At 48.3% G+C, this 18,594-nt stretch carries 15 protein-coding genes and 15 tRNA genes; 6 read left to right on the forward strand and 24 right to left on the reverse strand.

Features of this window, described 5'->3' with window-relative positions; all coding sequences use genetic code 11:
• The first annotated feature begins 104 nt into the window (after nucleotides 1–104).
• Nucleotides 105–599, forward strand: coding sequence for a hypothetical protein (locus OIU26_RS22405; protein ID WP_264218070.1), 495 nt, complete (start codon nucleotides 105–107; stop codon nucleotides 597–599).
• Here the strand turns inward: OIU26_RS22405 and OIU26_RS22410 are convergent.
• From OIU26_RS22410 to OIU26_RS22420, 3 genes are all read right to left on the reverse strand, one after another.
• Nucleotides 583–2,229, reverse strand: a complete 1,647-nt coding sequence (locus OIU26_RS22410) for an NAD(P)H-hydrate dehydratase (protein ID WP_264218071.1) — start codon at nucleotides 2,227–2,229, stop codon at nucleotides 583–585. The two genes, OIU26_RS22405 and OIU26_RS22410, sit on opposite strands and share 17 nt — an antisense overlap.
• 33 nt (nucleotides 2,230–2,262) lie before the next feature.
• Nucleotides 2,263–2,895 carry an NAD(P)-dependent oxidoreductase gene (locus OIU26_RS22415; RefSeq protein WP_013369130.1) on the reverse strand — a complete coding sequence of 211 codons (633 nt, stop codon included), beginning with the start codon at nucleotides 2,893–2,895 and terminating at the stop codon, nucleotides 2,263–2,265.
• An 85-nt stretch (nucleotides 2,896–2,980) separates the two neighbouring features.
• Nucleotides 2,981–3,454, reverse strand: a complete 474-nt coding sequence (locus tag OIU26_RS22420; protein WP_264218072.1) for a GNAT family N-acetyltransferase — start codon at nucleotides 3,452–3,454, stop codon at nucleotides 2,981–2,983.
• Between the two features lie 143 nt (nucleotides 3,455–3,597).
• On the opposite strand from OIU26_RS22420, the gene OIU26_RS22425 reads away from it, so the two are divergent.
• Nucleotides 3,598–4,566, forward strand: a complete 969-nt coding sequence (locus OIU26_RS22425; RefSeq protein ID WP_264218073.1) for a hypothetical protein — start codon at nucleotides 3,598–3,600, stop codon at nucleotides 4,564–4,566.
• A 274-nt stretch (nucleotides 4,567–4,840) separates the two neighbouring features.
• Nucleotides 4,841–5,797 (forward strand): ArsR/SmtB family transcription factor, encoded by a 957-nt coding sequence (locus OIU26_RS22430; protein ID WP_025676046.1) that lies wholly within the window; start codon nucleotides 4,841–4,843, stop codon nucleotides 5,795–5,797.
• Between the two features lie 120 nt (nucleotides 5,798–5,917).
• On the opposite strand, the gene OIU26_RS22435 is transcribed toward OIU26_RS22430, so the two are convergent.
• The 4 genes from OIU26_RS22435 to OIU26_RS22450 form a co-directional block, all read right to left on the reverse strand.
• Nucleotides 5,918–6,970: a lactonase family protein gene (locus OIU26_RS22435; RefSeq protein ID WP_264218074.1), complete on the reverse strand. Its 1,053-nt coding sequence runs from the start codon at nucleotides 6,968–6,970 to the stop codon at nucleotides 5,918–5,920.
• A 224-nt stretch (nucleotides 6,971–7,194) separates the two neighbouring features.
• A complete protein-coding gene (locus OIU26_RS22440) occupies nucleotides 7,195–8,397 on the reverse strand; it encodes an MFS transporter (protein WP_013369125.1) in 1,203 nt (400 codons plus the stop codon).
• A 146-nt stretch (nucleotides 8,398–8,543) separates the two neighbouring features.
• Complete coding sequence (locus OIU26_RS22445) at nucleotides 8,544–9,062, reverse strand: GyrI-like domain-containing protein (protein WP_137077714.1); 519 nt, start codon at nucleotides 9,060–9,062, stop codon at nucleotides 8,544–8,546.
• Nucleotides 9,063–9,109: 47 nt separating this feature from the next.
• Nucleotides 9,110–9,871 (reverse strand): AAA family ATPase, encoded by a 762-nt coding sequence (locus tag OIU26_RS22450; protein WP_013369123.1) that lies wholly within the window; start codon nucleotides 9,869–9,871, stop codon nucleotides 9,110–9,112.
• Between the two features lie 211 nt (nucleotides 9,872–10,082).
• Between OIU26_RS22450 and mprF the strand changes: the two genes are divergently transcribed.
• On the forward strand, nucleotides 10,083–12,725 hold the full coding sequence (gene mprF / locus OIU26_RS22455; RefSeq protein WP_264218075.1) for a bifunctional lysylphosphatidylglycerol flippase/synthetase MprF: 2,643 nt from the start codon (nucleotides 10,083–10,085) through the stop codon (nucleotides 12,723–12,725).
• Between the two features lie 105 nt (nucleotides 12,726–12,830).
• Here mprF and OIU26_RS22460 read toward each other — a convergent pair whose 3' ends face one another.
• Nucleotides 12,831–13,457, reverse strand: coding sequence for a nitroreductase family protein (locus OIU26_RS22460; protein WP_013369121.1), 627 nt, complete (start codon nucleotides 13,455–13,457; stop codon nucleotides 12,831–12,833).
• Nucleotides 13,458–13,687: 230 nt separating this feature from the next.
• Here OIU26_RS22460 and OIU26_RS22465 point away from each other — a divergent pair, with 230 nt between their 5' ends.
• Nucleotides 13,688–14,164, forward strand: a complete 477-nt coding sequence (locus OIU26_RS22465) for a disulfide oxidoreductase (RefSeq protein WP_264218076.1) — start codon at nucleotides 13,688–13,690, stop codon at nucleotides 14,162–14,164.
• 164 nt (nucleotides 14,165–14,328) lie between these two features.
• Complete coding sequence (locus tag OIU26_RS22470; protein ID WP_040102282.1) at nucleotides 14,329–14,826, forward strand: CcdC family protein; 498 nt, start codon at nucleotides 14,329–14,331, stop codon at nucleotides 14,824–14,826.
• 230 nt (nucleotides 14,827–15,056) lie between these two features.
• Here OIU26_RS22470 and OIU26_RS22475 read toward each other — a convergent pair whose 3' ends face one another.
• From OIU26_RS22475 to OIU26_RS22550, 16 genes are all read right to left on the reverse strand, one after another.
• Nucleotides 15,057–16,019: a glycosyl hydrolase gene (locus OIU26_RS22475; protein ID WP_264218077.1), complete on the reverse strand. Its 963-nt coding sequence runs from the start codon at nucleotides 16,017–16,019 to the stop codon at nucleotides 15,057–15,059.
• Nucleotides 16,020–17,145: 1,126 nt separating this feature from the next.
• A tRNA-Gly gene (locus OIU26_RS22480) sits at nucleotides 17,146–17,216 on the reverse strand.
• A gap of 7 nt (nucleotides 17,217–17,223) precedes the next feature.
• Nucleotides 17,224–17,300 (reverse strand) — tRNA-Pro (locus tag OIU26_RS22485).
• A gap of 7 nt (nucleotides 17,301–17,307) precedes the next feature.
• Nucleotides 17,308–17,387 (reverse strand) — tRNA-Leu (locus OIU26_RS22490).
• Nucleotides 17,388–17,399: 12 nt separating this feature from the next.
• Nucleotides 17,400–17,476: transfer RNA gene (locus OIU26_RS22495), tRNA-Arg, on the reverse strand.
• A gap of 5 nt (nucleotides 17,477–17,481) precedes the next feature.
• Nucleotides 17,482–17,556, reverse strand: a tRNA-Gly gene (locus tag OIU26_RS22500).
• Nucleotides 17,557–17,566: 10 nt separating this feature from the next.
• Nucleotides 17,567–17,647 (reverse strand) — tRNA-Leu (locus OIU26_RS22505).
• A 12-nt stretch (nucleotides 17,648–17,659) separates the two neighbouring features.
• Nucleotides 17,660–17,735: transfer RNA gene (locus tag OIU26_RS22510), tRNA-Lys, on the reverse strand.
• A gap of 4 nt (nucleotides 17,736–17,739) precedes the next feature.
• Nucleotides 17,740–17,814 (reverse strand) — tRNA-Gln (locus OIU26_RS22515).
• A gap of 102 nt (nucleotides 17,815–17,916) precedes the next feature.
• Nucleotides 17,917–18,002 (reverse strand) — tRNA-Tyr (locus tag OIU26_RS22520).
• A 4-nt stretch (nucleotides 18,003–18,006) separates the two neighbouring features.
• Nucleotides 18,007–18,082 (reverse strand) — tRNA-Thr (locus tag OIU26_RS22525).
• Between the two features lie 13 nt (nucleotides 18,083–18,095).
• Nucleotides 18,096–18,172 (reverse strand) — tRNA-Asp (locus OIU26_RS22530).
• 25 nt (nucleotides 18,173–18,197) lie between these two features.
• Nucleotides 18,198–18,271: transfer RNA gene (locus OIU26_RS22535), tRNA-Met, on the reverse strand.
• A 29-nt stretch (nucleotides 18,272–18,300) separates the two neighbouring features.
• Nucleotides 18,301–18,376, reverse strand: a tRNA-Val gene (locus OIU26_RS22540).
• Nucleotides 18,377–18,385: 9 nt separating this feature from the next.
• Nucleotides 18,386–18,457 (reverse strand) — tRNA-Glu (locus OIU26_RS22545).
• A gap of 19 nt (nucleotides 18,458–18,476) precedes the next feature.
• Nucleotides 18,477–18,568: transfer RNA gene (locus tag OIU26_RS22550), tRNA-Ser, on the reverse strand.
• Nucleotides 18,569–18,594 lie beyond the last annotated feature (26 nt).

The raw sequence follows: 18,594 nt of genomic DNA on the forward strand, positions 1-18,594 counted from the left end.
AGCTAACGTAAACTCAAATGTCTCAAACGGTAAGCGGATTGTAATTGAGAATAAAATCCTTGAATGTTTTGATTTACCGATTGAAATGAGGAGGGAATCGCAATATGAGACAGCCTTGGAATGAATTTAATTCCAAAATGCCTTGGCGAATGGAGCTTGGTTGTTATGCACTGAATAAGCTAGCCTGTGGAGGATTGGTTTTTGGTCTCTTATGGGTCTACTGCTATCTGACAGAGGAAATAACGGGATTGCCTGTGAGTATAGCAGGCAATAGCGGTGAACTGACCGCGCAGTTGTGGGCCTATGGCTTTGCCCTTCCGGCGGCTCTTGCCGCTGATGCGCTACGTGATCTTTTACCCTGGCTTCGCAAGCCTGAGCAGTTCACGCTATACCTTGCCGTAGGGTTCAGTGTCTTTCTCCTGCTAGGCTCTTTGATGTCGCCTGCTGGAACGGGCATATCATGGAGCAACGGCATAGCAGGTGCAGGGATTACACTGCTTTATTATGGGGGAAGGCACTGGCTGAACCGTGAATATGGAGTACAGATCATGCTGGCCTTCCTCCTGCCACTACTGCTATGGATTATAGGGCTTCAATAATATCGCCAGCTACCACTGAGGCGGGATGCCGGCGTTCGCGCGCGGCCGTTTCCCCAGCCGCGCCATGCAGATACACGCCAAAGGCTGCTGCCTGCGAAGCGTTCAAGCCTTGGGCCAACAACCCTGCGATGATGCCTGTCAGCACATCGCCGGCACCGCCTGTCGCCATGCCGGCATGGCCTGTGGTATTGACGTAGGCCGTTCCATCGGGACACGCGATGACCGTGCGTGCTCCCTTGAGCACCAGCGTGACTCCGCGTGCCTGGGCGTATTCCCGGGCATGGCTGATACGGTCACGCTGCACCTCTGCTGTCGGTATGCCCAGCAGGCGAGCCATTTCACCGGGATGCGGCGTTAGCACGACCGCCGCATCCCTCGACTTCCAGGCATCCAGCTCAGGCCCCGCCGAGGCAAGGATGTTCAAGGCGTCCGCATCAAGCACGAGCGGACCGCTGTATTCCTCCCACAGCCGGCGCAGCCAGCCAGTGTCCCCTGCGAAGCGGCCGAGGCCGGGCCCGACGGCCAGCACATCGCCCGCCTGCGCGAGCTGTAGCAGCTCGGCTGCGGAGTCGGCGTTCCATTCGCCGTCTCCGTCTGTTGCTGCGGCAGCGAGCATCAGCTCCGGCGCGGCACCAATGACGTGCGGAAGCAGTGCCTCGGGCACCGCCCACGTCACAAGGCCGCTGCCGATCCGCAAGGCGGCGCGTGCGGCCAGCAGGCCCGCACCGCTCATGCGTAGACTTCCTGCTGCGACCAGAACGTGGCCGTAGGTGCCCTTGTGCCCGTCCGGCACCCGGCTACGGCTGACATCCACGTCCAGCACGTCGCGCAGCGTATCGCTGGTCAGGAGCCGCAGCTGTACGCCGCGCTCACGGGCAAGTCTGGGCGGAATACCGATGTAGCGTACCACCACATCACCAGCGTTTCCGGCGCCCGGATATTGGGCGAGCCCACACTTCAAGTAGGCGAGGCATACGGTGACACGCGCATGAATGCACGGCTCGTGCAGTGCACCTGTGTCGGCGTCGAGGCCGCTAGGCACGTCTACCGACACGATTGGCGCGCCGCTGGCATTGGCCTCGCGGATTAGCGAGGCATAGGGTTCACGCGGTGGACCTTGCGTGCCCGTGCCCAGCAGGGCATCGACGATGCCGGAGGCACCGTGCAGTTCGAGGTTGTCCCGACTATAGAGGATAACCGGGATATCCAGCGCCGCGATGATGTCGCGCTGGGCAGCCGCTTCACCGCGTAGCGTTTCAGGCGACTCGGCATACACAACGGTGACGCGCAGACCTGCATCGGTCAGATGGCGGGCTGCCACCAGTCCGTCACCGCCGTTGTTTCCTTTACCAACGAGAATAAACCAGTGTGCTCGTTCACATACATCATATCGCCCTCGGCTCGATGAATTCGTCCGTATAACACTGCCATGTCCCGGTACATCCCCCGCTCCTGTGTGTGTAACCTCATTTATGCCACCGCTTTTTCCACGTCTCTCAGCACAAAGTTTCAGTACCTCGTCAGCTACTGCTCGCCCGGCATTTTCCATCAAGGTCAGGGCCGGGATCCCCAGCTTATCAATCGTGTACCGATCCAGTTGCCGCATTTGTTCGGCGGTCACCATATACATGCTTATTCGCCTCCCATATAGCCATCCCTGTGATTAATATCCGACGGTAAAGCGGGAATTGACAAATTCCCCTTCTACTAACTCATCAATCAGGGCTACCGCATAATCCTCGACGGAGATGCGACTATGACCTAATTCATCAACCACCAAATGATCCAAGCCAATACGAAACTGTCCTGTACGTTTACCCGGTTCAATAATTCCGGCAGGACTACAATATGTCCAGTCTACATCCGCAGCACGGTATAACTCCAGTGCATCAGCGTGCGCCGCCGCCAGTGGCTTCACTTCCTCTGGAAACTCAGCGGTATCCATGAGACGCTCACCGTTTTCTGTTTTCAGACTACCCGCTCCGCCAACGACAAGTATGCGCTCCGCACCGGAACGCCGAGTTCCTTCCAGTAAAGAACGAGTCGCTTCGAGCAATTCCTCCTCAGCTCCAAACTTGGGACCATAGGCGCTAATGATAGCATCGTGCCCTTTGGCTACCTCCGTAACGGAATTCGGGTTTAGAATATCCGCCTGAACCACCGTCAAATATTCATTTTGCTCTGTCACTCGTTGCGGATCGCGCACTGCCGCCGTCACCTCATACTTACGCTTGATTGCTTCCTTTACTAACGCTTTGCCAATTGTTCCTGTTGCTCCGAAAATAATCACTTTCATAGTAACGTGCCTTCTTCCTATCTATAATTTTCTTACTTTTATTTATCCGTTTTATAACCAGCTCAAACTCGTGCAGGATTTCAGCTTACAGTCCTCCCGGCTGTCGCCAATACATCCCTTCCGACCTTGGACTGACCAGTTGGAAGCCGAACTGCGCATATAACCGGTCGGCTGGCTTATCCGCAATCAGCGTTGCAAAGCTGCCCGCCGGAACCTCCCGTTTCAAATACTCCATAATCTCTTCCATAAGCTTACGTCCATAGCCCTTCCCCTGATGGGAAGGCTTGACTGCAATATCCGTAACCAGAAAAAACACACCGCCATCACCGCTCACCCGGCCCATCCCGATCAATTCCTGTCCAAGCCGTAGCGTTACAGCAAATAGGCTGTTCGGCAAGCCCTTAGCTGCCGCTTCTTCCGTAATTTGCGACAAACCAGCCTCCTTGCGTAAAGCCCGATATTCCTCGACGGCTGGAATGGCGTAATCTACGCGAAGCAGCTCGTACGGTTGATTCGATGTCTCATGATGTTCTGTTGCAAAATCTATATTTTTATTCATGCCGAATCTCCCTTCCTGCTGTAATCTTGTCTATTTTACCAAAAAATACTTCATAGTTCTTGGTTTAGAGATATACAAGCCCTTGAAATGCCTGTGTGGTCTGTGCAATAGTGTAGAAAGAACAATGGAAGGAGGGATTGCGGGTGTCCCCGACGGACTTCGCGGCATTAGCCGCATATATCTCACCCGGTCTGATCGCCTTCCTGCTGGCGTTATCCTTGCTGGTATGGCTGTATGTTCATAGTGCAGCCCAGCTTCGGGATTCGCGTCAGCAGCGGCTCGAAGAATTACAGGAATCACTGCGTATCTATGGGCGGTTAGCTGGTTATCTCCAGACTGCTACCCAGAACGCGATCAACAACAGCGAAAAGCAGCAGCACCAGCATGGACTAATCCATGCTCTTCAGGAGGCTAAAGCAGCCCCCTATTTGACCCCTCACCTTCAAGAGCAGGTTCAAGCATCCCTTCGGGAATGTGATCCATTCCGCCGGGAATTGCTTCTCAAGTCACTGGAGCGTGAAATGAACAAACTGATCGAGGAACGGCGACTTGTTCTGCTGGAATCCCATGCTCCAGGCTGGGGAACAGCATTATGGAAGCTATTGCGCCCAGCGGCCGGTCCGCTGACGCTGGCGGGAATCGTCTGGTTGACCTCAAGACTGGTTGTGGAACTGATGACTTACAGTCATGTCGATGTTAGTCTACCCGACACCACACAATCTGTATCATGGCTTATAGGGTATGCATGGATAAGGTTCGTTTCTGGCTTGATCGCCTTGCTGTATGTCTATCGTCTGATGACCCTGCGTAGACAAAATGATCTGGACGTGACGGCATCCCATTTCCCAACAAGCCTGTTATGTATGGTCATTGCCGTTGTCGCCCTGTTTCAGTGGCTTGGGCCAGAAGCGTCTCCCTACATACTGGCTGCACAGCTTGTGCTGTTCTTGATTGGCTTCCGACTTACCCGAGGCCGCTCGCGAAGTGATCGTCCTTATGTGGGTCATCCCAGCTTGATGAAGGCTGATGCTTCGCAGCATCAGGAATTACACGCAACTGACAAAGATACAACCGCTGATTCTTCTGTGGCTGATGAACATATGCGGTCCTAAACACCCGTTGCGCCTGAAATTAGATCCCGTATACATCCTGCAAATCACATACCATCACAGGACATCCCGACACACAAAGAAAGAGTTTATGGGGTGTCCTGTTTTTTGAACAATTTTTGGCTTTTTACGGGGTTAGGCTTGTGCCAACGATCAAGGAAAGGGTATATTGTTTATATAAATGTAAATCATATCGTTTTATATGTATGAATATTGAAAAAATCCATATATGTTAAACTACCATCAATTTATGATGTGCGTTAGAATTGGAGGAACTATGCAACTGGACATTTCTGAAAAATCACTTCCCGTTTATGAAGCGCTGGCCAGTGAGGTTCGGCTGAACATGATTGTTCTGCTTGCGGAGAAGCCTATGAATATACGTGAGCTGGCGGAAGCCCTGGGACTCAGTAGTGCGATTATGACCATGCATGTTAAGAAACTGGAGAGAGCATCCATTATTTCGACTAAAATGCTGCCCGGACGAGGCGGGGTTCAGAAGGTATGCTCATTGGCTACGGACAAAATTGAAATCGCCATGCCACGCTATCAGCAGGATGTACGGCAATTTCATCAGACGGAGATTTCCGTCGGACACTTTACAGATTTTGAAATTCAGGCAACCTGCGGCCTAGCCACCGTCGAAAAGATTATCGGAGAATTCGATGAGCCTCGTTCGTTCTTAGACCCTGAGCGCTTCAATTCCAAAATTCTGTGGTTTAGCCAAGGGTATATGGATTATAAAGTGCCGAATTTCCTATTGTCCAGTCAAAAAGCTGAGGAACTGGAAATTTCGATGGAATTATCATCGGAGGCCCCTTTTACCAATGATAATTGGCCTTCAGACATCACGTTTTTTCTAAATGATGTGAATTTGGGCACTTGGACCAGCCCGGGGGATTTCGGTGATAATCGTGGTAAATATACACCTTCATGGTGGCCTGATTTTATCAATCAATATGGTCTGCTTAAGAGACTTCGCGTTACATCCGAAGGAACCTTTATGGATGGCAAGCAGATATCCGATGTGACCCTAAGCGACGTGCTGATTGATCAGAAGCAATGGAAATTCCGTATTGCCATTTTGGATGATGCCCAGCATATTGGCGGGGTAACCCTGTTCGGTACTGGATTTGGTAACTACAACCAGGATATCCTGTTCCGCTTGTACTACAAACCTGCCGAAAACCATACCAAAACAGCAACGGTAGAAGCTGGCGATAGCAGCAAGTAATAATTAGACCCCTTCAAAACCTGAACACGGCGTTTTGCCATGCCTTTCGTGGGAGACAAAGCGCCGTGTTTTACTTTCTCTTCCTCTTTTACTGGCCTCTTTTTGCCATGCGCTGTGTAATTAGCGTACAGATTCAATACAAACTGGTGAAGGAACCTCCAATACATGTCCCGTTCGGGTCAGCCTTCCATCATCCCCATGAATAGCAAAGGATACGACGTTGTTTCCCTCTTGATTCGCCACTAGCAAATAACCAGACAAGATGTTGAAGTTACGCGGCGTACTGCCGAAAGTCTCGACCCATTCAATCGTCTTCAGCTTGCCGCTGTCTAGATCGACATGGTAGAGTACGATGCTGTCATGTCCTCGATTGGATACATACAGAAAACGTCCACAGAATGTAATTCGAATATCCGCTGCTGTATTTTCTACATCTATAATGCCTTCTGGCAGTGTGGACAGACTTTGCAGCAAGGTAAGCTTACCATTACGTTCGTTATAACCAAACACAGTAACGGTATTATTCAATTCATTGGCGACAAAGGCATATCGACCTGAGGGATGAAAAACCAGGTGGCGTGGGCCGGAACCAGGTGGCAAACCTGTCTCACGGTGGGTCACCAGTTTCCCATCCTCGGTCAAACGATATACTATAATCTGATCCAGCCCCAGATCACATACCATGGCATACTGTCCTGAAGGATCAGGAATAATCGAGTGTGGATGTGGCGCATCCTGGCGGTCCTGACGAATCCCTGACCCCGTGTGCTGAACCTGCCCCGACATGTCTCCCAATCCTCCTGCTTCTGTCGCAGGGAATACAACGGCATTGCCCCCAGAATAGTTAGAAGCCAGCACATATCGTCCATCTGTTGTTACGGATACATAGCAAGTATGTGCGCCCTCCGTTCCTTTTCGATCCAAAGGATGCAATTCCCCCGTTTGGGTGTTCACCTGATACGTGTACAGTTCGCCTGGTTCTGTTTCACTGGCAGCATACAACTCTGCCCCATTCGGATGCAGTGCCAGAAAAGAAGGTCTCTCGATTCCTTCCACACCTCCAACCATACGCAAATCACCATTGTCCGTATGCAAAGCTCCTATATAAATTCCTCTTTCCTCACGAGACGCATAAGTTCCTATATAAAATAACTGCTCATTCCGCTCTTTCATCCGATCTCAGCTCCTTTTAGCGTATTCCTCACAAGTTATCCGACTTTTAAGTTCTACTTTCTAACTGGTTATAAACTTATCATGCATTATTACCCAAGATTCTGCCGTTTCATTAACATTTGGCTATGTATGCAAAAAAATAGCCTCTTCCGCTGTAATCTGTAGTAGTTCATAAGAACGCCACAGTTCACACCAAAAGAGACTATTTTACAGAAAAAATAATATTAAACTGCTGTGGATTGCGTATCTCTGCTTTTCCATTTTACAGCCAGCCCCAAACTAAGCATGAGAATGACCGCTCCAAAAATGTACGGCAAATTGATATGCACCTCAAACAGTGTACCGGCGAGCGCAGGTCCCAAGATATTACCAATACTCATATAAGCATTGTTCATCCCGGCTGCAACTCCCTGCTCATCCCCTGCCATTTTGGATAAAGCAGTATTAATGGCTGGTCGCAGCAACGACGTAGCGGTAAAGAAGATAAGCGATACTCCGAGTACATAATAGAAGTTCCCTGAGAGCAGCATAAGCACAAGGGAAATCGCGGAAAACAGAAAAGAACCGATAATCACACCTTTTTCACCAAAACGGTTCAACATCGGACTAATGACCACAGCTTGAATTATAGTTCCGACCAACGCACCTACGGTAATAATGATAGCAATATCACGTTCATTGTAATGAAACTTGCCTGTTACAAAGAACGGAAACATCGTTTCAAAATGCGTCAGGCCAAAGGTTAACGTGAATATCATAATCAACAGCATAAAGTACGGCTTGCGGAAAGACAGCGCAAACTGTTTAATCACATTGTCCCGTTTCACCTTAACATTTCGAAACTTCAATTGCTTCTCCAACGACAAGGTTTCGGGCAGTAAAATCAATGAAATCAGTGCCGCTAAACCTGATACCGCCGCCGAAACGTATAAGGGTGTACGAAGCGAGATATCTGCCAGCAAACCACCTACACCAGGACCAATCACAAAACCAAGCGACATCGCGGCCCCCAACAGCCCCATTCCTCTGCCTCGGTTATGGACTGTTGTGATGTCGGCAATATAAGCCATCATTGGAGGGATCATAAATGCCGCTCCTGCGCCTCCAAGCAAACGGGAAATATACAGCATGGTCAATGAGTGTCCAATTGCAAACAATACAGAAGACACCGTCATGATGACCAGACCGATAATAATCATTTTTTTACGTCCGTATTTATCGGACCATTCCCCCGCTAACGGCGAAAATATAAACTGGGTCAAGCCAAACACGGCAACCAGATAGCCTCCCGTTTCACCACTGCCTCCCAAGGAACCCATGAACTTGGGGAGAATCGGAATAATGAGTCCAATTCCCAGCATGGCAATAAACATATTAATCATCAAAATGACGAGCGGCCCCATTTTCAATTGTTGTGAATCCGACATGTTGCGTTTTGTCCTCCTCAGGTTCTTTATTTCGTATACGAAATTCTTATTTTGCAACCATTTCAGTAAAACTCTTCATTATATTAATAGAGTGGGAGGCAAATAACAATCATAAAATACTTCCGATACCCCTGAATGTTACCCCTTTATTTTTGTACAATAGCAATCGCAATATCATAATCAAATTTCTGAATTTCTGCGGATGGAATATCAAAAGGATTCACCGGCTTTAGTCGATTCGACTCGATCCAATATACCCCCTCTGTCGTATTACGCTCATAGCCATTACGGTCCAACCAAGCAAATAGATCATCATAAATCGTATTTAATCGTTCTCGATCTCCCTGAAAACGGGTCACTGCATACTCTCCTTCGGGCACCTCGATGCGTTCAAGACTATCCGGTACTTCATTCCACGAGGACACTTTAACGCCCACCTTGACCGCAGTACTTCCGTTCTCCTCAACAACTGTCCATTGGGGAGTTAACACATAGCCCATATCCGCGTTCAGACGACCGGAGTGGTTCTCTGGGACGTTCTGTTGCACTTGTTGCCACTGTCTGCGTACCTCATCACCCAATTCGGCAAAAGGGGCTCGCGCAGTCAGCGCTGCTACCTTGAAAGCCGATATCCGCTGAATAACTACATCGAGATTTGAACTCATACGGTTTCCTCCTCATCAAAGTGGATACTACCAAACTTACTATATCCTTATGGTGAATCTTCGAATAGCTCCTGCAATAACCTTTCCTTGTTATTCAGAAATTGTTTGGTAATGATAAAATGATCGGTTTCCTCTAGCGTCCGTGTGTCGATCCCTTCATGTGTCAGATGATACAGGACCGAATCTGGATAAGACATCAAGATGGGAGAATGGGTAGAAATGATAAACTGTGATCCCTGCTGCACAAGCTCATGAATCCGGGCAAGCATGGCCATCTGACGCAAAGGCGATAGCGCTGCCTCTGGCTCATCCAAAATATACAATCCTTGTCCCCCAAACCGATGCACAAATGCAGCAAAAAAAGACTCGCCATGCGACTGCTCATGCAGCGACTTCCCCCCGTACGAATCCCGAATGGGTCGCCCTCCTCCTTCTCGATCCAGCTCGTCAATATGAGTCGCCACATTATAGTAGCTCTCCGCCCGGAAAAAGAAGCCATCCCTCGGTTTTTCAACCCCTCTCACCAACCGGATATGCTCATGCAACGAGGAATGCGTGGCTTGTGTAGAAAAGTTGAAATTTTTAGTGCCACCCTCTGGATTAAACCCCCACGCGACCGCGATTGCCTCCATAAGCGTTGATTTACCTACACCGTTTTCTCCAACAATATAGGTAACGGAAGGATGGAATTTGAGTTCATTCCACTGTTGAAGAGCCTTTAAGTTAAAAGGGTATTGGCTCCTGTCAGCATCTGGAGGCCACAATAGCTCCAATCGACGTATAAAAAGATTGCGATCCCATATACTCATGTTCAGTCAGCTCCATTGCCAAGCAATTTACTAGGTATTCCATCATTATATTGGAATTATTTACAGCAATCAATCTGAACTCCCATTTCGTAACCCTTCTGTTGTTATTCAAGCTATTATTACAGGTATAATATAACGAAGCCTTTTATTTGGGCAGGAAGTTTTCGCGCATTATCAGTCTCAATCTTATCCTTTTCAAGCAGGTGAATCTATGAATTCAAATCACAAACCGTTCCAATCCTTTAAAATCGTACAGTACATGATGACCATCTACAGGCAGCGATTGACGCGTATTTTGCTACCGCTGGCTGTACTGGCTTTTATTATATGGGAGGCTGGACGAGAGCTAAAAGACTTTAATCTGGCACGGATGCTTCATGAGCTACGGCGAATGGACGCCACGTTTCTCATCGAAATTGGCTTGTTCTCCGTGGTAGCCGTGGCTGCTATGAGTGCTTACGATTATGTAATCAGGCATCATTTCAAGCTTCAAGTCAAGCCTGGAACGACATTCCGGTACGCCTGGATATCCAATACCTTCAATAATGTCTTCGGCTTTGCAGGCTTTACGGGAGCTGGACTGCGCACTGTGCTGTATAAAAAGAGCGGTGTGCCATTGGGTGTCATTACCTCGGCAGTCGTATTTCTTTCGCCTGTCGTCATTACCGGACTATCTTTGCTAGCTTGGGGTGCTATTGTCCATCTGTATCCGGTGCAGCCTGTGCTGGATGCTCACCCATGGCTTCATTGGGCGCTATGGGGAATGGCACTTTACCTGCCTCTATTTCTGATCATGCAGCGCTCCAAAAGGTATGCCACATGGTTCAACAAGGGAGAAGGACAGCTCTCCTGGTTCACCATCTCTGCCTCCATTGGCGCCTCTCTGCTGGAATGGCTGCTGGCTGGTCTTACCTTTGCATGGATCGGCTCGCACTTGCTCCATGAGCTGCCGCTCCATGCTGTGTTCGGTATTTATGTAATAGCCGCAATTGCGGGGTTAATCAGTCTTGCACCCGGAGGAGTCGGTGCATTCGATATTATCGCCCTGCTCGGGCTGCAAATGGCAGGAGCCAACTCGGACCGGGCGCTGGCTGTGCTGCTGGTCTTTCGCGTCTTTTATTACATCATTCCGTGGCTCATCGGCTTGGTATTAGCCGCGCTGGAAATGATTCCGCGTAATGAGCGCTTGAGCCAGCTCGCTGAGACAGGCTGGGATTACTCCCTTAATGCCTGGCAGAAGGTATGGGGCTGGCCTGGTCAATTCCGGTTTTTGGCCGATCTGGGGGTATGGGCACTTGGGAAACTGGTACTCATCTCCGGCGTGGTGCTTCTGTTGTCGGCCGCTACGCCTGGTCTGTTGTATCGGCTCCGTTTTGCTGAACATTTGCTCAGCCTGCCCGTTATGCGCTTATCGCACGAAATCTCGGTCATCATCGGAATTATGCTTGTCGTTCTGTCCCACGGAATCTCTCTGCGTATTCGCAGAGCATTGCGGCTGACCTTGATACTGCTGCTGACAGGAGCCATTTTCACCTTCACTAAAGGTCTGGATTTTGAAGAAGCCTTTTTCCTGCTGTTCGTGGCATTAATGCTGTGGATTTCGCGTTCACGGTTTTATCGGGTCAGTGCGCCGCTGAATCGGCACAACATTTTAATATGGGGCGGATTATCTCTACTCGTAACCGGCGCTTATTTTATGATCGGGGCAGGCTCCAATACACCATTTATGCGTCATATACATGCCAAGGTCCATCTGGACTTTTTTATGAACCGCAGCGATTACGGAGTTACAGCCGTATTTAGTTTGATTTTGGCATGGGTATTCCTGACGGTGTATTTCTTTCTTCGTCCTCAGCGTAGCATCAGCAATCTACCCGACGCACAGGAGCTGGTTAAGCTAAAGGAATTTTTGGAACGACAGGGTGGTAACCTCGTTTCTCATATGCTTTTTCTGGGCGATAAATATCTGTATTGGACCAAGGATGAACAGGTGGTTCTCCCCTATGCTCGCAGCCGGGACAAACTGATTGTATTAGGTGACCCTCTCGGTCCAAAAGAACGTGTGAGTGAAGCCATTCAGGAATTCCAACGGTTCGCGGATCGATATGCATTGACGGCTGTATTTTACCAAGCATCACCGGAATATTTGTCCATCTATCACGAGAACGGCTATCGCTTTTTTAAATTGGGCGAGGAAGCGCTCGTGCCGCTGGAGTCCTTTACACTAACGGGCAAAAGCAATCAGGCGCTGCGCAGCGCCAAAAATCGCTTTGACCGCGAAGGCTATTCATTCGAAATGGTCCAGCCGCCTCTAGAGACGTCATTAATTGAGGAGATGCGTCATATTTCGGATATTTGGCTGGATGGGCGCAAGGAGAAGGGATATTCTCTCGGCTGGTTCAAAGAATCTTACCTTCAGTTGGCTCCAATTGCATTGCTGAAGGACTCTGAAGGGAAGGTCATTGCTTTCGCTACGATGGCCCCAGCTTATGATCATGGGCAGACGGTCTCTATCGACCTGATGCGTCACCTGCCCGACACACCCAATGGAACGATGGATTACTTATTCACACGGGTCATTGAGTGGGCCAAGGAAAGTGGATATACGACATTTAACCTGGGCATGGCCCCGCTGTCCCAGGTAGGACAAAGCGAAAAGGCATTGCGCGAGGAAAAGCTGGCTCGACTCGTTTTTCAATACGGGGGGCATTTTTACGGCTTCCAGGGACTTCGACGCTTTAAGGATAAATTCAAGCCGCAGTGGGAGCCGCGCTATCTGGCCTATCCAGCTTCTGTTTTTCTGCCGATCCTGACGCTGGAGCTGGTATATCTCGTGTCCAAACGCTCGGACTAAACAAGGTACGATACAAAAGGATTTTGACAGTTTAAAACGACGTAAAAAAGGGTGTTCCCCACCACAAATGGTTGCAGGAACACCCTTTTATATTCACTATTCTTCTTAGAAGCTGCCTTTTACAACAACGTCAGACAGTGGGAAACGTCCTGATGGACGTGCTGGCACTTGTGCCTTACCTACACTAATGAGCATGGTTGGCAGGTATCGTGCTGGAATATTGAATTGCTCGATCAATTGTGCTGGAATAAATCCGCCCATTGCGCAAGTATCGTAGCCCAAAGATTTAGCAGCCAGCATAATGTTTTGTGCTGCAAGAGCAGAGTTCAGGATCGCTGCATCGCGAGCTACCTGCGGGTTTTGATAAGCACCATTGATTTGACCTACCAATGCGTCACGGATTTCCGCTGGCAATGCGCCTGCTTCTACTGCTTGATCATAAATGACAGCATTGCGGTTGGCTTCCAAATCACCCAGTACGGCAATCGTAACAGAGCTCTCTGCTACTTGACCTTGGTTGTAGGCGATAGGCAGCAATTTTTGTTTGTCCGCTTCACTTTCGATAACAAGGAATTTCCAATGTTGAAGGTTCCAAGCGGAAGGAGCTTCTACCGCAGCAGTCAAGATAGCTTCCAGATCTTCCTCTGGCATTTTAAAATCCTTTACATAGCTTTTTACCGCGTGTCTTTCACTAATAACAGATAGGGTTTCATTTTTCCGGCTGCTCGACATTCTGGGCACACTCCTAATTTCTTAATATATATCTTGAATCTTTATTAACTTCCCAAACTACTGCAATTATAAAAATGATAGTGAATGATGTCAATATGTTTAAGTATGACCCCGCACTCAAAATACAGTACAATACGGATAAAGACATGCATATCGGCAAATGCCTGCCGATGGGACAAGACACGATGAGTTCATACTGTTCTCATTTGAATTTAAAAAGGAGCGTTACTATGATCGGATCGTTTAAAAAAACGGATATTGCTTTATTTGCCGCGTGGGTAGTAGCTTGTGTGGCGACATTGGGCAGTCTGTATCTCAGCGAAATCTTGGGGTATGAGCCTTGTAAGCTGTGCTGGTTTCAGCGCATTTCAATGTATCCCCTGACCCTTCTGCTCGGAATCGCATATTTTCGAGGCGATACGAAAATACGTGTTTACGTTATGCCATTAGCTGTCATCGGTGGTGCGATTTCGGCCTATCATTTTATTATTCAGCGCATCCATGCAGCCGCCAAAGCTGCCACACAAACTTCAACGGCCTGCGGCAGAGTGTCCTGTGAACAGGATTATTTGAACTGGTTGGATTTCATCACCATTCCGTTTCTCGCACTCATTGCTTTTATCCTTATTATTGCAGCGATGGTTTATATCATGCGCCAAGAGAAAAAATCAGCCGCAGGTGAGGTACAAGCACAAGAACTCGCATAAGATGAAAGAGACCCGATTATAGGGCCGGTTACCACCAAAAGGCGTATAATCCGCTTGCCGGAGGAAAGACTGTAACTAAATATATCCATTGCATATGTGCTATAATGTAAAAGGTTTGCAGTCTGTCCAATAACGCTTATATTCCTTATAGAGGGGGCCAGTCCATGTTTCATATCAGCACCCCATTGCTGCAATATGGCGCAACTTTCGGTATGATCTTAATCGCTATATCGGCTATTTTCATCCGTATGAAGACAGGTCATCGCCCGATTAATGCCAAAAAAATCATCATTCCTCCGCTCGGCATGAGCACTGGCTTTATGATGTTTGTGGTGCCAGAAGTACGGGTTCCCTGGCTTTGGGCGCTGGGCGCTTTTCTGATCGGCTGGTTTATTTTTTCCTACCCGTTGATCCGCAGCACCAAATTTGAGTTACAAGAAGGGCTGGTTTTCGTGCAACGCTCGCGCACCTTCTTTTTTATCCTGATCAGCCTGCTGATCGTCCGATTGCTGCTGCATGAATTTATTCAGCATTACATTACCATCCCGCAAACAGCAGGGCTATTTTTCATACTAGCCTTCGGGACGTTGTTACACTGGCGGCTCCGTATGTATTTTCAATATCGTCAGTTCGTTCCGGACGAGACGGAAGTCCGCATCTGACCAACCGATATTTAACGAGCATACTCGCATGTTGCTGCGTAGACCCAAAAGACCCGTTCTCCTAACAGGAGGTCGTGTCTTTTGGGTCTTTTTAGTCTATCAGGGGCCAATTCATTAAGGTGGTGCTTTTTGTTGTCGTTCTTGAAAACGTCCCACTCTCCCAAGGCTCTGCGGTCAGCTTGGGATTAACGCCTTGATGCCGTGCTGCCTGGACGCCGGGCGCTAGGCACTTACTGGGAGCTCTCCTTTGTAAACAGCACGCTGCCGTTTGTGTTATTCTGCGGAGCATAAGCGCCATCCCAGGTGATAAAGAAGCTTGCTCCAGTGTAGACTTCATTCAGGGCGTTGTTCCAAAGCGAATAATCGAATTCCTTGAGCTGATTATTGTTGCGATCCACATGGTCGCCACCCACGGCTGGTCCAATTTCGCAAAAGCCGTAAGTTTTGCCAAGTCCTTTAATGTCATTGTAAGCCATCTTGATTTCATTGTCATTGGACGGATCATCGCTGTAAGCATCGATGCCAATCCATGTGACATAGCTAGAGCCGGGGTAATAAGCAGCCGCGTTAGCTCCTTTATTTGGGGCATAGACAAAATTGACGCTGGACATGCCATTGGTCGTCACGATGTAATTGTACAGATTGACGTACAGGTTCTTATAGTCTGTCGTATTCTTGTTTCCCCACCAGAACCAGCCTCCGTTCATTTCATGGAAGGGTCTGTAGTAAACGGGGGATGAGTTAAACTTTTGCAGACCGGTCACAACATTGTCAACCTGGGCCTTATAATTTTGCAGCCATGCAGGGCTGGACGAATTGATGGATGAAATGTCTGTATTGGCCAAGATATTAAAATCGGACTCAGACATCGGGGCGTTTACATTTCCACCCTGGGGATTGGGCATGTGGGTGGAAACGGTGACTATTTTTCCTAGGTCTTGGATGGCAGAGGCGCTATTAGAGGTAATGGAGGCTGCATCGGTGCCCCCCTGGTTCCAGTTCAGCAGATCATAGGAGACAATGTCAGGGTTGTAGGTCCAGACAGGGCTGGTGTTTACACTTCCGTCATAGCCCAGGAACATGCCTGTATAGTTGATATTGCTCTCCGCGCCTGCCGTTATTGGTAGTGAGAATAATAGTGCAGCCCCGGTCAGGGCGCTGATCAAGCTCTTCGTTTTCTTGAATGAATTCATATTGATTATCCTCCTAATGTTTATACCTTGCTGCTTGTAATCGCAAGACTTATGGTCAATCACTTCATCCAGCAACTTTTATCATTCTTTTTGTCCATAACATAACCTCCGTTTTTCCTCAATTCTGAGTTTCGTAATGAGTCTTTTTTCTAGTACACCCCTCCTGTTCAATAAGACAATTCTGATTCGCAACCTACATATTTTTCGTTTTAGCGAGTTGATCTCCATTTGCCTAAAAGAATACACTTTTGTGACCCTCAATTATATCGACATCAAGGGAAAAGGTTGAAATAGTTCTATTAGATCAAAAAATAATTCGTATAACAATAAATAAACAACCTTCGCAAAGTGTGGTAGAGACTAAGTGTGTAATAAAGGAAATACTTTTCTTTCACTCTTATGAATTCAGATTCAAATTATTGCTATTTTTGGACTATGTAGAAGATTCATAATCACACACTTAACGTATCCTGTTATCAGCAGGTCTAGAGAATAAACACACGTGCAGAATAATTAGCAACGGTGGATCACTAGCGTCTATTAGAACTAAACTGATCACTCTGAAAACATAGCGTTTATTTTCTTTAAAATGTTGGCTTGGCACTCATGAAACAAAAAAACCGATATTCGGCCTTTGGGCCAAATTCGGTTTTTAGAGGTGAAACTATTATTCCCCAGTTTCCTATTCTTCTTCCTGCAATTTATGTGGAATAATGTAATGCCATTACTCCGTTTCGTTCCAGCATTCGTACAACCAAACAATCAGGAAATGGTCTAACAAAGCTTGTACTCACCAACTCTATTCAAAGTGGGACGGATCCAAAGAAATCAAATCTTCAGAGAAATCATACAACTACAATCGTGCTATCGAGTTATGGGATTGGAGCTCCGAGCGACTTGAATTAGAAAAGGAGTTTTAAAATAGTGGGGCAACTAACGGGGCATGTTAGCTTAGTAAGGACGATGAGTAACCAGTCTGTGTAAATCGATGAAGTATAACAATTGCAATCTCATCGATTTAGACTATAATGTTCTAACTCTTGAGCTTTATTGACTAGAACACGATATTTTTTAAAAGTACAAAAAAAAGAGATGGCATAAGCCGTCTCTTTTTTCATCTATATAAAGCGGGTGATGGGAATCGAACCCACGCTACCAGCTTGGAAGGCTGGAGTTCTACCATTGAACTACACCCGCAAAAAAATGGTCGGGATGACACGATTTGAACATGCGACCCCCTGGTCCCAAACCAGGTGCTCTACCAAGCTGAGCTACATCCCGTAATAGATGCCGGTGAGAGGACTCGAACCTCCACGGTTTCCCTCACGATTTTGAGTCGCGCGCGTCTGCCAATTCCGCCACACCGGCTTATGAAATTAATGGCGCGCCCTGAGAGATTCGAACTCCCGGCCTTTTGATTCGTAGTCAAACGCTCTATCCAGCTGAGCTAAGGGCGCAAATATGGAGCGGACGACGGGAATCGAACCCGCGACCCTCGCCTTGGCAAGGCGATGCTCTACCGCTGAGCCACGTCCGCAAAAACAATATGCGCGTGGAGGGACTTGAACCCCCACGTCAAAGACGCTAGATCCTAAGTCTAGTGCGTCTGCCAATTCCGCCACACGCGCATACAATGATAATGGTGAGCCATGAAGGACTCGAACCTTCGACACCCTGATTAAAAGTCAGGTGCTCTACCAACTGAGCTAATGGCTCTTAATGGCTGGGGATATAGGATTTGAACCTATGCATGACGGAGTCAAAGTCCGTTGCCTTACCGCTTGGCTAATCCCCATTATGTATTTAACAGGGCGATCAATGGGCCTTGGACCCACGAATGCCGTAGCCACAATTCGGTACGTTAATCCATTTGTCACGACCACCATAATAATAAAACTGGTGGAGGATGATGGATTCGAACCACCGAACCCGTAAGGGAGCAGATTTACAGTCTGATGCGTTTGGCCACTTCGCTAATCCTCCAAAATGGTGCCGGCGAGAGGACTTGAACCCCCAACCTACTGATTACAAGTCAGTTGCTCTACCAGTTGAGCTACACCGGCATATTAAGTTAAATGGCGGAACTGACGGGATTCGAACCCGCGATCTCCTGCGTGACAGGCAGGCATGTTAGGCCTCTACACCACAGTTCCAGAGGCATTTCCATCAGGAAATTAATTGCGGGGGCAGGATTTGAACCTACGACCTTCGGGTTATGAGCCCGACGAGCTACCGAACTGCTCCACCCCGCGACATTGAAGGTACTTCTCAATATTATTAATGGTGGAGGCTGAGGGGATCGAACCCCCGACCCTCTGCTTGTAAGGCAGATGCTCTCCCAGCTGAGCTAAGCCTCCATACTACTATGACCCGTAGGGGATTCGAACCCCTGTTACCTCCGTGAAAGGGAGGTGTCTTAACCCCTTGACCAACGGGCCACATATCTATTATAAGAGCTGGCGGAGAGAGAGGGATTCGAACCCTCGAGACGCTTTTGGCGCCTACACGATTTCCAATCGTGCTCCTTCGGCCAACTCGGACACCTCTCCATATGGCTCCCCGAACAGGACTCGAA

The organism is Paenibacillus sp. BT-177, from assembly GCF_025846815.2.
Taxonomy (GTDB): Bacteria; Bacillota; Bacilli; order Paenibacillales; family Paenibacillaceae; genus Paenibacillus; species Paenibacillus polymyxa_C.